Genomic DNA, 13,618 nt, shown 5'->3' on the forward strand with positions numbered 1-13,618 from the left:
GGGCCCGGACCGGCTAAGAGGATTGAGACAATGGCAAAGACCCAAGACTTTACCGCAGTCATGAAAGACATGATGGGCGCATTTCCGGTGGACACCGGCGCTCTGGAAGACGCATTCAAATCGACCGCTTCGTTGAACGAAAAGCTGTCGGGTGTTGCTCTGGACGCGGCTGAAAAGTCGGCAGAGATTTCGAACAAGTGGACCAAGGAAACGCTGGCCAAGCTGACCGAAGTATCCAAAGCAAAGGCTGAGCCTGCTGACTACGCCAAAGCTGCAACAGATTTTGCCAGCGCATCGGCCGAAGTGGCGGCTGAGAACATGGCTGCCTTCGCCGAAATCGCGAAAAAAGTGCAGACCGAAACCGTCGAGCTTCTGATGGCCGCTGGCAAGAACGCAGCAGAAGACGCAACCGCTGCTGTCAAGAAAGCAACCAACGAGGTCACAGCTGCTGCCAAAAAAGCAACTGCTGCCAAGTAAGGTAAGTACGCGATCCGCACCCATCCCTCCCATTCGGTGCAATCGTGCTGGGCAGGTCCTTTGACCTGCCCTTTCTTTTTGTTCTGCACTCGCATAATCTGTGCTGCAATGCATCATCCTTGGGGAGGGTAAACGGTGTCAGAACAAGAAAATCCGCTGTTGATCAAACGGTATGCCAGTCGGCGGCTGTATAACACCGAGACCAGCGATTATGTCACACTCGAAGACATTGCTGGCTTTATCCGCGACGGACGCGAGGTTCAGATCATCGATCTGAAAACTGGTGACGACCTGACGCGGCAGTACCTTCTACAAATCATTGCGGAACATGAAAGCCGCGGCGAAAATGTTCTGCCGGTTAACGTACTAAACGACTTGGTGCGCAGCTACATGCTGCCAGGTGGGGGTATGATGCCGCAGTTTTTACAGAGCTCGTTTGAAATGTTGCGTGAAAGTCAGGCCAAGATGATGGAAAATATGAACGCAATGAATCCAATGTCCCAAATGCCGGGTTTCGAGGCAATGCAAGCGCAGCAGCAGGCCTTTTTGAAAGCGATGACAGGAGGCTTGTCGGGAGGTTGGTCAGGTCCGGGTGACGAAGACTCTTCAGAGGCTCAACCGAAGGAAGACCTGGATGACATTAAAAAGCAACTGGCCGAATTGCAGCAAAAACTGTCCAAGCTTAGCTGAGTTCACGAAGTGCGTCTGCTTGCCCTAATTGCGGCGTCGCTTTTTTCAGGGCCAGCGTTAGCTCAGGGTACATATTCCACGGTTTGGGAACCTGTGTGTACTCTTGGCGCTAACGCGCAAGCAGGGTGCGAAGATATACGCGCCCGTGAGATATTGGATGCTTCGACAGCGCCATGGCGTGCCATTGGACGGGTAAATTTCGCCAGCCAGAGCCAACGATCCCATTGTACGGGTGTTCTTGTATCTGAACGCCACGTCCTAACTGCAGCACATTGCCTGTACAACGGCGCGCGTAAGCGATGGATTCCTCCGGCCAGTATGCGCTTCGCCGCTGGCTATCAGCGCGGGGAGTATTCGGAATTTTCATTTGTTGAAGATTATCGGCTTGCTCCAGATCAAGGTCAGGACGGAGCCTTTGATAATCGCGCCAACCGGGATTGGGCCGTGTTGACGTTACAAGATCCAATCGGGCAGAAGGTGGGATACCTGCCGTTGGTAAAGCCGGAAGCACAGCCGACTTTCGTCGCAGGCTATCCCGGGCTTCGCCCTCATGTTCTAAGTCGAACTCCTGAATGTGTTCATCGTCCGCTGACCAAAGACGTGCTAACAGCCATTTGTCCTGTGATGATGGGTGATTCAGGCGCGCCCCTATTGGTGCAAACAGAAACTGGATTGGCCGTAGCAGGCATCCTTTCGCGCATAGCGCCAACCCCTCAAGGGATCGACGCTATGTTCTTGTCTGTCGATTTGTTTGCTGTGACCGCGCAATAAGGCTCAGGTACCATAAACTGGCACTGGACCAGTCACCTCGGCCACTGATGCCAACAAAATATCGGCTATTAAATCCAACTCGTCACGAGTTAGGCGCACAGGAAGACGAACGTCACAGGCTTTCATCAGCATTTCCCGTGTTTGAGGCAAGTCCACTTGTTCCGGCAGGAATTTCCAATTCCAAAACGCGCGGGCATTGTCTTCGCTTAGGCCGAAAACCTGAACCTTGACGCCTCGACCTTCCGCCGCAGCAGCAAAGGCACGAATGTCGGCCTCTTCCATACCGACCAGATTGAATTGGATGGAATCCGGCGCGCGTTGTTCTGGCGCGAGCGGAGCCGGCACATCAATGTAAGGCGAACCATTCAGGCGGTGAGCGACATAGTCGTGATTGGCCAAACCATCCCGTACCCGACGGGCAAGTTCGGGCATCTGTGGCCGGATCACAGCCGCGCTCAGGTTGCTCATTCGCAAGTTGTACAGCGGTAAATGATTTTGCCAGTTTGCAAAGGCATGCTCAAGCTCATGAGAGTTTTCGCCGTGCGGTCCTTTGTGCTTTTTCCAATTATGCTCGTAGGCGCCGGACATTATGACTGCACGCGCTATCAGTTCTGGGTCATCGGTGATCATGATGCCGCCTTCACCGGCATTTATCATCTTGTAGGACTGAAACGAAAAACAGCCGATTCTACCGATTGTCCCGATGTTTCGACCGTGCCATGTAGTCCCCAGCGAATGCGCGGCGTCTTCGATTACTGGAATATTGCGTTCGTCGCACAATTCCATAATGGCATCCATATCCGAGGTATGGCCGCGCATATGGCTGATGATGACAGCTTGAACATCGTCTAGTTTGGCGGCGAAATCCGCCATATCTACACGGTAGTTTGCGCCAACTTCGCACAAAACAGGAATACAGTCGGCGTGGACGACTGATGAGGGTACGGCGGCAAATGTAAAGCCAGGGATCAAAACCCGCGCATCACGCGGCAGGTTCAACGCCTTTAGGGACAGAAACAAAGCAGCCGAGCAAGAAGAAACTGCCAGCGCGTACTTTGTACCCAACAGTTCAGCAAACTCTGCCTCCAACAGCGCCACCGGAGCATCTTGTGGCGCTGTGTAACGGAAAAGGTCACCAGACTGCATCAATGCGTCGATTGCGTCTCGGGCTGTGGCTGGGATGGGTTCGGCGTCATGGACGTTTGGAGGAAGCGTCATATTAGGAATTCCCAAATTCTACCTTTGGAAAAGATAAAGCCAGACGGGTCTCAAGCCAAGACCTCATTCACCCACTCGGCGAAATTTCACCTAAATGTAGCATTTGATTGGCTCAAACCCCCAACCGGTCGCGCATCGCGTACCAAGTCATGGCAAGTACCAGCAAAGGGCTGCGTAGCGCGGGACCGCCAGGAAAAGGGAGCGTTGGCACACGGGCCAATGTGTCGAAACCTTCAGCCTGACCCTGGATTGCCAATGCCATCAATTGCCCAGCATGGGTCGCTGTGCCGACGCCGTGACCGGAATATCCGGACGCGGACAAGATATTGTCGGCCAGCCGCGTCAAATAAGGCATGCGTCGCATCGTAATAGCCAATGTCCCGCCCCAGGCATATTCGATACGAACGTCATGAAGATGGGGAAATATCTCAGTCATTGGTTTGCGAACCTTGCCTGCGATGTCGTTTGGAAACCGATAACCATAGCTTTCGCCGCCGCCAAACAGCAAACGCCCGTCAGCGCTAAGCCGGAAATAATTCACCACGAATTTTGTGTCCGCAACTGCTACATCACGCATTAGAACTTTTTGAGTGTCGGCACCCAAAGGCTCTGTGGCGGCGATGAAGTTGTTGATCGGCATTACACGTGATGCGACCCGATGGTTCAGATTTCCGAGATACCCATTGCACGCGAGGATTACGTTATCCGCCTTAATCTGCCCAGTTTCAGATTGGACAACTACGCGACTGCCTTCACTGATATTCTGCACCTCGGTTTCTTCATGAATCCGTGCACCGGCTCTGGCAGCAGCTTGCGCGAGTCCGAGGGCATAGTTCAGTGGATGAAGATGCGCGGCGCCCATATCCAAATAGCCGCCTTTGTATGTTGGTGAGGGACACAGTGCATGCCCGGCATCCGCATCCAGCAACTCGATCTGGTCGTAACCGTATTTCCCGGACAGGTGCGCAGCATGGTCGTGCAGGTCACGACGTTCTGAATCGCTAAATCCCAGCGCCGCAATGCCAGGTTTGAGATCACAGTCAATTTTGTGTTTTTTTATCAGTGATTTGACTAGTTCTTTGGCATCTTCCGCCAGGTGCCAGAGCTTTGCAGCGTCCGATTCCCCGACTAGATTTTCCAGGTCTTCCTGATCCATCCGCTGAGCGCTTCCCAATTGACCACCGTTGCGGCCAGATGCGCCAAAGCCAACACGATGAGCCTCCAGAAGAACTACGTCATATCCGGCCTCGGCCAAGTGAAGCGCGGCTGACAGTCCAGTGTACCCGCCGCCAATGACGCAGACATCCGCGGTGGTGTCGCCTTTTAGCGCAGGAAAACGTTGGATCTGGTTGGCTGTTGCCGAATACCAACTGGGCGGAAACTCAGCCTTGCGATCATTCGAATAAAGAAGGTTCAGGGAGGACATGGTTATACATTCAACAACAGGTGCTCTCGTTCCCAAGGAGAGATAACCTGCAGGAACTCTTCGTATTCCGAACGCTTGACGATCCCATAAACCCGCGCGAATTCAGGGCCTAAAACCTCGTGCAACGCTTCGGCCCCGTCAAAAAGGTCCAGCGCATTACCCATGACTTGGGGGATGTCACCTTCACCTTCGTAAGCATCGCCATAGAACTGCTTGCGCGGACGTTCCTGATTGACCAGACCTAAGTAGCCGCAGGCCAGCGATACGGCGATGCCCAGATATGGGTTGCAGTCCATTCCGGCGATGCGGTTCTCAATCCGTCGCGCTTCGGGGCCGGAAAGCGGGATACGAATTCCTGTAGTACGATTATCTCGAGCCCATTCCAGATTGATGGGCGCGGCGTGATCCTTAACGTATCGGCGATATGAATTAACATAAGGTGCCATGACTGCGAGACCTGCGGGCAGGTGGTTTTGAAGGCCTGCGATAAAGTTATAGAAGGCATCTGTTTCGCCCCCCTGTGGTCCCGAGAAAATGTTCTGGCCGGTATCAACGTCTGTAATCGAATGATGAATATGCATCGCCGAACCCGGCTCATCTTCGATTGGTTTGGCCATAAAGGTGGCAAAACAATTGTGGCGCAGTGCTGCTTCGCGGATCAGGCGTTTGAAGTAAAAAACTTCGTCTGCCAGCTTTACCGGATCGCCGTGGCGCAGGTTGATTTCCAACTGACCAGCGCCGCCCTCTTGTGTGATGCCATCTATTTCGAACCCCTGATGTTCGGCAAAATCATAAATATCGTCGATTACGGGGCCAAATTCATCAACGGCGGTCATCGAATACGCCTGACGTGCCGCAGCAGGTCGCCCCGAACGGCCCATCATTGGTTCGATACCCTGCGCAGGGTCGACATTTCGGGCCACAAGAAAGAACTCCATCTCGGGCGCTACGATAGGGTTCCAACCCTTGTCGCGATACAGTTGCACGACCCGCTTTAGGACATTGCGGGGGCTGTATGGGATTGCCTCTCCTTCGCGGTCATAAGCGTCGTGGATAACTTGCAATGTCCAGTCGCCCGTCCAAGGAGCGGCAGAAGCGGTGGAAAAATCAGGTTTCAGGATCATGTCCCGCTCGATGAACCCATCTTCTCCTGCGGCTTCGCCCCAGTCGCCGGTTATAGTCTGATAAAAAATGCTATCGGGCAGATAAAAATAGGATTGCCGCGCGAATTTTGTCGCAGGAACGGCTTTACCTCTTGCGATGCCGGGAAGGTCGGAAATGATGCATTCGACTTCATCCAGACGTTTGCCATCCAGATAATTGCGGGCTGCCTGCGGCAGCTGGTCTGTCCAATCGGCCATCAGGCCCTCACTTTCTTCAGGAACGAGGCCATATGTTGTCCGATTTTCGCGTTATCATCTGGCCCGCCTGCTCGATTTGCAGCGGCTATCATCAATTCATCAGGGACGAGGCCCTTGCCGCGGGTTTCTATTAAACCCTGGATAAAGTCATCGCCATATTCCGGGTGTGCTTGAACCGTCCAGATAGTGTCACCGTAAGCGACCATCGCGTATTTGCAGAACTCATTGGCACCGGTCACACGCGCACCGCTGGGAAGTTCTACGACCTGATCCTGATGCCACGCATTTAGTGTTACGGTTTGTCCGTCGTGGTCGTATTCCGTTCGTCCAACGGACCAGCCTCCGTTAAATTTTTCAACTTTACCACCTAAAGCCTGAGCTATGATTTGATGACCAAAACAAACGCCAATCAAAGGCTTGCCCATGTCGCGGATTTCACGGATCAAATTCTCCAATGGCGGAATCCAAGGGTGATCTTCGTATGCACCGTGCCGCGAACCAGTGATGATCCAGCCATCTGCCTGTTCTGCTGATTTTGGAAATTGGTTGTCGACTACGTTGTAGGTTGCAAACTCAAAGTTATTGCCGTCCAGCAAGGCGCGGAACATTCCATCATATTCGCCGAATTGGTCGTAGAGTTCGTCCGGGGGGTGGCCTGTTACCAGAATGCCAATTTTCATGGGTCACCAAATTTGATCAAATTTATTCTAACCGACTCCCATTGGTCGGGCAAGGGGATCATACGGCTTCAAGATAGCTGAGCCAGTGCTCGTCCGAAGGCCGGTCCGAAAAGCGGGCTATTTCCTGTCGTTTGGTCATTGCCAAATTGCGCACCAGTTCCTTGGAAAAGATACGGGTGATGATCGGATCGGTTTCGAACGCGGCGATGGAGGATTTCCAATCACCTGCCAATTGTGGAACGCCGTCCAGTTCATAGGCGTTGCCTTTGATCGGGGGAGGGGGACGAAGATCATCCTCGATACCAACTAAGGCTGCACCCAGCACAGCGGTTAACATCAGGTAAGGGTTTATATCGCCACCCGCGACACGATGTTCTATCCGTCTCGCCGCAGGGGCTCCGCCCGGTATGCGGATCGCCGCTGTTCGGTTTTCATAAGCCCAGCTGGCCCCGGTCGGTGCATGTGCACCTGGGACAAGCCGAGTATATGAATTTCCGTGAGGTGCAAAAATCAGCGTGCTTCCAGGCATTGCCGAGAGACACCCCGCCACAGCCGCACGTAGGATTTCAGTACCGTCAGGTCCTCCATTATCGAAAACATTGCGCCCGCTCCCGTCGGTGACCGAGAAATGGACATGCATACCATTGCCTGCGTCGTCAGCGTACGGTTTTGCCATGAACGTAGCGGTAAACCCGTGTTTCCGTGCAAGACCACGTGTCAAGGCTTTGAAAAGCCACGTATCATCTGCACAGCGCAATGCATCCTGATGGCTCAGGTTGATCTCGAATTGGCCAATTCCACTCTCTGAGATAGCGGTTTGCGCCGGGATGCCCATCGCCGCACATCCATCGTATAGATCGGTGAAAAAGGAGTCGAAGGCATCCATCTGCGCTATGGATAGAACGGCTTCGTCACTGAGGCGACGTCCTGTCACCGGGTTCAGTGGAGGCTTTGGTTGAGAGCCCGAAGCGTCAAGTAGGGTAAACTCTAACTCCGTCGCAGCGATAACCGACCAACCTCGCTTTGCATAACGAGACAGGATACTCGCCAGGGCGTGTCGCGGGTCGCCGGAAAATGGAGTTCCATTGTCGTCATACAATCCCATCGGGATAAGCGCTGTCGGCGTATCGAGCCAGGGCATCGGCACCGGCCCACGGTCCGTGGGCAGCAATACACCATCGGCATCCCCGCTTTCGAATACCAGCGGGCTTCCATCTATGTCGGCTCCCCAAAGGTCGACATTAAGGGCTGAAAACGGCATACGCACCACGCCCTTTTCCAATTTGGGCGCATAAGATGGGGGAACACGCTTACCGCGCATCTGACCGTTCAGGTCACAAGCCGCCACGCGGAAAGTGTGCAGGCTGCTCAGGTCCATAGAAACCTCCGTCGGACTTCTTTTGACTGGTTTAAAGGAGCCGACGAGGGATGTCACGGAATTTGATCAAATTTTGGATACGGTAACTGAATGGACCTGACTAAATGAATTTCCTCTCAGTCTAGCTCGGTCTATGGTTTGTGCATGTACGTTGTTCTTGTCATATTAATGCTTATCGGGGCTTTCTCGAGCTATCGGTATTGGTCCAGATCGCAAATCAGGTCGCGGCTGCTGTCGACACCGCTTTCTGATCGCGATCAGGCGATTATCCAAGCTCATGTGCCTATAGTCCGAAAGCTACCATCAGATCTACGTGCCAAATTGGACGGCAAAGTGAACCTGTTTCTGGAACAAGTCGATTTTTACGGCTGCGATGGGCTGGAAGTTACCGAAGACATGCAGCTTTCGATCGCAGCGCAAGCCTGCCTGCTAATTGTTAACAGTGACCTATGGTACGACAATCTAACGACGGTTCTTATTTATCCAAATGCCTTTAAATCGCGCCAACGAAGACATTCAGGATATGTCGTAACAGAAAAGGAGATCGTCAGAACCGGAGAAAGTTGGGATCGCGGACCAGTGATCCTGTCATGGGCTCACAGCGAGCAGGGTGCGCTGAACGACCACGATGGGCACAACGTCGTATTTCACGAATTCGCCCACCAAATCGATGATCTTTCCGGTGGCACTAATGGAGTTCCGGTGCTCGCCAAAGGACAAAGTTTTGCCGAGTGGGAGCGGGTATTTTTGACCGCGTACAAAGCGCATGTCCAAGCAGTTGAGAAAGGTTCATCCACTGTTATCGACCCTTATGGTGCCGAAGGCCACGAGGAGTTCTTTGCAGTTTCGGTAGAGGTTTTCTTTGAGCGACCATTGGGCTTAAAGAAATCCGTGCCCGAGGTGTATGCTCAGCTGTCGCAGTTGTTTCACCTTGATCCGGCCACATGGCAATAAAGATCGCTTGCAAAGTATGTTCAGCGCGCAAGATTTAGCCGAAGGCGCATCTTTGCTTTTTTGGCAGCTGGCAGATGTCGGTTCAGGCGTTTGTTCACTAATCCAAAGCACCAGATGACGACTAACGTCATCAAGATAAAGTAAAACGCCAGGATTGGGTAAGGGATGAAAGGATTGAATGTCTTATCCGCAAAATAGCTGGCGTAATACAACGCGTCTCCGCGCTGTTGCCACGCTGGGAATGCCGAGAAAAACACCAAAGTCGTCGCGTGAAACAGAAAAATCGCTTCATTTGTATATGCGGGCCAGGCAAGTCGCAGCATGGTTGGCCAGACGACCCTTCGAAACCGTGACCATCCGGACATTCCATATGCGTCCGCTGCCTCGATATCACCTTTGGGGATTGAGCGCAGCGCGCCGTAAAAAATTTCACCTGAATAGGCCGCTGTGTTCAGAAACAACACGATCAGTGCGCCCAGCCAAGCTGAAGTAAACGCATCGAAAAGAGGATATGTTTTCTTCAAAGACAGAAAAAAGAAATATGCAAAAAAGAACTGGATAAACAGTGGCGAACCCCTGAACAGGAATATGAACCACTCAGACGGCTTGCGCAGCCACTTGTTTTGCGAAGCCTTGCCCACGGCCAGTGCCGTCGCCAAAAAAAATCCTGTCGCCAGTGCCATGAGCCCGAAGTACACATTCCAGATCATCCCGGAACCGATCAGCGTAAATTGTTCACACAGTGTGAAATCGGTTTTTGGCAGCAGGCGTTCTCCGATACCGATCGAACGGAGGCCGTAATCCTGAATGGTTTGCAAACAGCTCATGCAGTGGTCTCCTTGCGCAAAAGCTCACCGCCAGATGTGGCCTGACCGTGCGACAGACGACGCATAAGCTTTTCCAGGCCGAGTTCTGATACACGGGTCATCCCAAGGTAAAAAATCAGGAGAAACAAAAAGTACCACATGCGCCAGTCGCCGTGGGGGTATTGCGTAAATTTCGACGTTTTCGTTCCTCCCAGCTCCCTCGCCCAATAGACGATGTCCTCGATGCCCAGAAGGAACAGCAAGGGCGTAGCCTTAATCAAAACCATCCATAAGTTTGACAGGCCGGGCAGGGCATAAACCCACATCTGTGGCACGAGAATACGCCAAAAGGTTTGGCGTCGCGTCATCCCATACGCTTCAGCTGTTTCCAATTGGGCGTGCGGCACGGCACGCATACCGCCGAACAAGACGTTGGCGGCAAAAGCGCCGAAAACAATGGAAAACGTGATGACAGCCAGGAAGAAGCCATAAGTTTCGTGAACCCATTCAGGGGCTGTGCCCAAGGGCAATTTCGCGGCCTGACATACAAGGAAATCGTTTCCCTGCCGAACCGAATCGGTCCAATCAGGGCAAAGAACCTTGTGGCGTATCCATTCAAAACCCTGATCCAAGGCAATAACAAAAAAGAGGAAAAAAGCGATGTCCGGGACACCACGTACAATCGCGATGTAGCCTTTTCCAAGCCAACTGAGCGGTGGAAAATGTGAGCGGGCAGCCATTGCGCCGACGAAACCAAAGCTAAGCGCCACCGGTGCAGTCACCGCGAGCAAGAGCAGCACCTTTAAAAAGGATACATAAAACGACCAATGAACGCCTGTTGTCAGGTAACACGAAAACCAGCGGAGTGTGCCGAGCGTATCGGGATCAGTGCAATAGGAAAACATTCACAAGCCTCTGCAGGCGGGTATAAAAACTGGGCACTTCGAATTGTACAATGGCCTGTGCCCGAACCGGGCACAGGCCGGTTGTTAAGTATCAGTCATAAACGACAGCGTTTTCGCCGAACCATTTTTTGATCATGGTGTTTAGCGTGCCATCAGCTTTCATCGAGTCGATCGCGGTGTCAAACTTGCCACGCAATTCTCCGTCGGATTCGCGAAGCCCCATTCCGACGCCACCACCCAATGGAACGTCATCCCCAACAAAAATCAGGTCTCCACCGGATTCTTCGACGATCGGAACCAGGTAGTCTTTATCGGCGAACACGGCGTCAGCTTCGCCGTTGCGAACTGCGGCAATTGTTTCTTCAGGCGTTGCGAACTCAACAAGAGTTGCGCCACCTTCTGCGACATGGCCTGCCTGAATCGTTGCAGTCTGGGCTGCAATCACGCCGCCCTCCAGATCGGCCGCGTCGGATGCAGCTACGTAAGCGGAAGCAGCTGGTGGGATATAGTTCTGGGTGAAGTCGATGACTTCATCGCGCTCATCAGTGATGGACATGCCAGCGATGATCGTGTCGTAGTTTCCCGAAACCAGGTTTGGAATAATCGAGTCCCAATCATTCTTTACCCACTCGCATTCTAGCTCGGCACGTTTGCACAACTCGTCGCCCAACTCACGTTCGAAACCGTCGATTTCGCCCGCGTCATTGATGAAGTTGTACGGAGGATACGCGCCTTCGGTACCCATGCGCACAGTATCTGCCATGGACATACCGGCAGTCAGCGCAAGCGCCGCAGTGGTCAGAATCAGGTTTTTCATTTGTTACTCCCCTATTTGGTTCTGTCCTGAAGTTATGCCGCCTTGGTGGCGGAGAGAAAACCCTGAAGCCGTTCGGATTCGGGGTTCGTAAAGATGTTTTTGGGAGGTCCTTCCTCTTCGATTTTGCCTTGGTGGAGGAACACCACATGGCTAGAAATGTCAGCAGCCATCTGCATATCATGGGTCACGATCAGCATCGTGCGCCCTTCAGCAGCCAGATCCTTGATTACTTTGATGACTTCCTGTTCAAGTTCTGGGTCCAAAGCAGAAGTCGGTTCGTCAAACAACAATGCTTCGGGCTCCATGCAAAGCCCCCTTGCAATTGCCGCGCGCTGCTGTTGTCCGCCGGACAATTGCGCTGGATATACGTCGCATTTGTCACCGATGCCCACTTTCTCCAAGTACTTTCGCGCGCTGGTTTCAACTTCCGACTTGTCGCGACCCAGAACGGTAACTGGTGCTTCCATAACGTTTTGAAGGATGGTCATGTGAGCCCAAAGGTTGAACTGTTGGAACACCATCGACAGATTTGTGCGAATTCGCAGAACTTGTTTGGGGTCTGCTGGTCGGCGATTGTTGCCGCTACCGCTCCATCGCACTGGTTCGCCCTTGAAAAGAATTTCACCTTCCTGACTGTCCTCCAGCAGATTGCAGCATCGCAACAGCGTGGATTTGCCTGAGCCCGAAGATCCGATCAAAGAAACTACGTCGCCCCGATGAGCTGTGATATCTACGCCCTTGAGGACTTCGAGATGTCCAAAGCTTTTGTGGAGGTTTCTGATCTGGATAACGGGGTCGGTTTCTGTCACTGGCAATCTCGGAGTGGTTTGTGTTGATGCGGTACTAGGGCCGAAAAAACGAGCCAATGCAATGCGCAAATAAGAATATGTACCGCGTAAACCACCAAATTGACCAAACGTTTTGCTCAAAATTGTCAGTTTCGCGCCATCAATGTCTTTGGTTTGGGCGGGTTGGGAACGGCCAAATACTCTGCGGGCGTTACTTGTGTCAGCCGCTTCAGGTGCAGAAGCCGCCGATCGGATGCAGCAAGGTCGTTGATGGCTGCACTTACTGCCGTCGCGACGCATGCCGCGTCCTGCCCGATGGCCGTGATGTAGGGTAACGCGGGGGTAGGAGGCGTTATTGCAACTTCCCGCAGGGTTTGCCCCAGGTTTGAGTGTTCGGTCAGCAGCGCCCATGTCAGTGCGTCCAAAGACGCGAAATCTGCACGACCTTCGACCACAGCCTGAGCTGAAAGAGCGTGCGCTCCTGTTTCCAGCAGTTTCTCTGGTTTTAGGTTTTGATCCAAGAGATAGGTAATAGGCGCGGCCCAGCCTGATTGTGAAAGCCCTTCGTTATACGCAAATGTACCCGAAACAAGTTCTCTCATTTCCCGGCCGTCTTTTGTACGGGCAACCAGAACCGAGTAATAATGACCCCGTGGACAATGCGGTAGCGCATAGTCTGGTGTGCCCACAAGCTTTACCTGTTCATGCAGGCGCGTCCGGTATGGCATTCCGCAAGTTTGGGCAAACAGTAATTCCGGGTCCAGCCAAACATCCCAAAAGTCGCGGTCCCGGGTCAGATATTGCGGGCCGAAACCAAGATGACCTTGGATCAGCTTCCAGAAACGGTCATTTGCGTCTTTCGTGGCGGGCATGTCGTACATGCCCAGCATCGCGATCACGACTTGGCCGCCTTTTGCCTGGCTAGAGCAGAGTCAACGTCGCTAACGCCCAGCAGACTAACCACCAAACGCAGCAGCGAATCCTCTTCGCCGGTGCGCTGTCCATCTGCCAGCACAACAGACCACATGGCTTGAACTACGCCGAGGCGGTCGCTGTAAGCCACTGCTTCTTTTATCGCGCGAGTGAAACGAACCGTGTCAGGCGCTTCGGCCTCAAGATCTTCCGCCTGCGAACGCAATGCGGCGGCCTCGAACGGAGATAGACCAAATCGCTCGGCCGATATGCGATCAATACGCGCCATTTCGGTGTCGGCATAATCATTATCAGAGCGTGCGATGCGCACCAAAAGAGCCGTCAGGGCCAGACGAGCGTCATCGTCGACCAGCGGATCAGGTTTTGGCTGAGTAAGCCGAGATAGAAAATCACTGAACATGGGCGAGATATAGA

The 13,618-nt window shown here is 53.0% G+C and carries 15 protein-coding genes; 4 read left to right on the forward strand and 11 right to left on the reverse strand.

The genetic code is table 11. The annotated features are described in order from the left end of the window. Positions 1 to 30: 30 nt before the first annotated feature. The 3 genes from AC2FNE_RS05965 to AC2FNE_RS05975 all read left to right on the forward strand — a co-directional run bounded on the left by AC2FNE_RS05965 (position 31) and on the right by AC2FNE_RS05975 (position 1,938). The gene (locus AC2FNE_RS05965) at positions 31 to 477 is read left to right on the forward strand and encodes a phasin family protein (protein ID WP_170475848.1); all 447 of its coding nucleotides are present in this window, start codon (positions 31 to 33) and stop codon (positions 475 to 477) included. A gap of 135 nt (positions 478 to 612) precedes the next feature. Then, on the forward strand, positions 613 to 1,167 hold the full coding sequence (gene phaR, locus AC2FNE_RS05970) for a polyhydroxyalkanoate synthesis repressor PhaR (protein WP_170603824.1): 555 nt from the start codon (positions 613 to 615) through the stop codon (positions 1,165 to 1,167). Positions 1,168 to 1,176: 9 nt separating this feature from the next. Continuing rightward, entirely contained in the window at positions 1,177 to 1,938 is a 762-nt protein-coding gene (locus AC2FNE_RS05975; RefSeq protein WP_496804956.1) for a trypsin-like serine peptidase, read from the forward strand. A 3-nt stretch (positions 1,939 to 1,941) separates the two neighbouring features. On the opposite strand, the gene AC2FNE_RS05980 is transcribed toward AC2FNE_RS05975, so the two are convergent. The 5 genes from AC2FNE_RS05980 to AC2FNE_RS06000 all read right to left on the reverse strand — a co-directional run bounded on the left by AC2FNE_RS05980 (position 1,942) and on the right by AC2FNE_RS06000 (position 8,001). Continuing rightward, complete coding sequence (locus AC2FNE_RS05980; RefSeq protein WP_496804957.1) at positions 1,942 to 3,156, reverse strand: DegT/DnrJ/EryC1/StrS family aminotransferase; 1,215 nt, start codon at positions 3,154 to 3,156, stop codon at positions 1,942 to 1,944. 112 nt (positions 3,157 to 3,268) lie between these two features. Next, complete coding sequence (locus tag AC2FNE_RS05985) at positions 3,269 to 4,573, reverse strand: NAD(P)/FAD-dependent oxidoreductase (protein ID WP_437436811.1); 1,305 nt, start codon at positions 4,571 to 4,573, stop codon at positions 3,269 to 3,271. An 11-nt stretch (positions 4,574 to 4,584) separates the two neighbouring features. Beyond that, positions 4,585 to 5,943: a glutamine synthetase family protein gene (locus AC2FNE_RS05990; RefSeq protein WP_170475841.1), complete on the reverse strand. Its 1,359-nt coding sequence runs from the start codon at positions 5,941 to 5,943 to the stop codon at positions 4,585 to 4,587. Then, positions 5,943 to 6,623: a type 1 glutamine amidotransferase gene (locus tag AC2FNE_RS05995; protein WP_170610302.1), complete on the reverse strand. Its 681-nt coding sequence runs from the start codon at positions 6,621 to 6,623 to the stop codon at positions 5,943 to 5,945. Before AC2FNE_RS05995 ends, AC2FNE_RS05990 begins: the two co-directional genes overlap by 1 nt. Positions 6,624 to 6,681: 58 nt before the next feature. Then, positions 6,682 to 8,001, reverse strand: a complete 1,320-nt coding sequence (locus AC2FNE_RS06000) for a glutamine synthetase family protein (RefSeq protein ID WP_170603819.1) — start codon at positions 7,999 to 8,001, stop codon at positions 6,682 to 6,684. A 144-nt stretch (positions 8,002 to 8,145) separates the two neighbouring features. On the opposite strand from AC2FNE_RS06000, the gene AC2FNE_RS06005 reads away from it, so the two are divergent. Next, the gene (locus tag AC2FNE_RS06005; RefSeq protein WP_496804958.1) at positions 8,146 to 8,955 is read left to right on the forward strand and encodes a M90 family metallopeptidase; all 810 of its coding nucleotides are present in this window, start codon (positions 8,146 to 8,148) and stop codon (positions 8,953 to 8,955) included. A gap of 20 nt (positions 8,956 to 8,975) precedes the next feature. On the opposite strand, the gene AC2FNE_RS06010 is transcribed toward AC2FNE_RS06005, so the two are convergent. The 6 genes from AC2FNE_RS06010 to AC2FNE_RS06035 form a co-directional block, all read right to left on the reverse strand. Further along, entirely contained in the window at positions 8,976 to 9,782 is an 807-nt protein-coding gene (locus AC2FNE_RS06010; RefSeq protein ID WP_170475833.1) for an ABC transporter permease, read from the reverse strand. Beyond that, positions 9,779 to 10,666: an ABC transporter permease gene (locus AC2FNE_RS06015; RefSeq protein WP_170603817.1), complete on the reverse strand. Its 888-nt coding sequence runs from the start codon at positions 10,664 to 10,666 to the stop codon at positions 9,779 to 9,781. The genes AC2FNE_RS06010 and AC2FNE_RS06015 overlap by 4 nt, the downstream gene beginning before the upstream one ends. A gap of 91 nt (positions 10,667 to 10,757) precedes the next feature. Beyond that, positions 10,758 to 11,483, reverse strand: a complete 726-nt coding sequence (locus AC2FNE_RS06020; protein ID WP_170475829.1) for a transporter substrate-binding domain-containing protein — start codon at positions 11,481 to 11,483, stop codon at positions 10,758 to 10,760. Positions 11,484 to 11,515: 32 nt separating this feature from the next. Then, positions 11,516 to 12,292 (reverse strand): ABC transporter ATP-binding protein, encoded by a 777-nt coding sequence (locus AC2FNE_RS06025; RefSeq protein ID WP_170475827.1) that lies wholly within the window; start codon positions 12,290 to 12,292, stop codon positions 11,516 to 11,518. A 125-nt stretch (positions 12,293 to 12,417) separates the two neighbouring features. Beyond that, positions 12,418 to 13,161, reverse strand: a complete 744-nt coding sequence (locus AC2FNE_RS06030; RefSeq protein WP_174823122.1) for a phosphate/phosphite/phosphonate ABC transporter substrate-binding protein — start codon at positions 13,159 to 13,161, stop codon at positions 12,418 to 12,420. A 5-nt stretch (positions 13,162 to 13,166) separates the two neighbouring features. Further along, the gene (locus tag AC2FNE_RS06035) at positions 13,167 to 13,604 is read right to left on the reverse strand and encodes a tellurite resistance TerB family protein (protein ID WP_170603815.1); all 438 of its coding nucleotides are present in this window, start codon (positions 13,602 to 13,604) and stop codon (positions 13,167 to 13,169) included. Positions 13,605 to 13,618 lie beyond the last annotated feature (14 nt).

The sequence above is a fragment of the Ruegeria sp. YKSD179 genome (assembly GCF_059612885.1).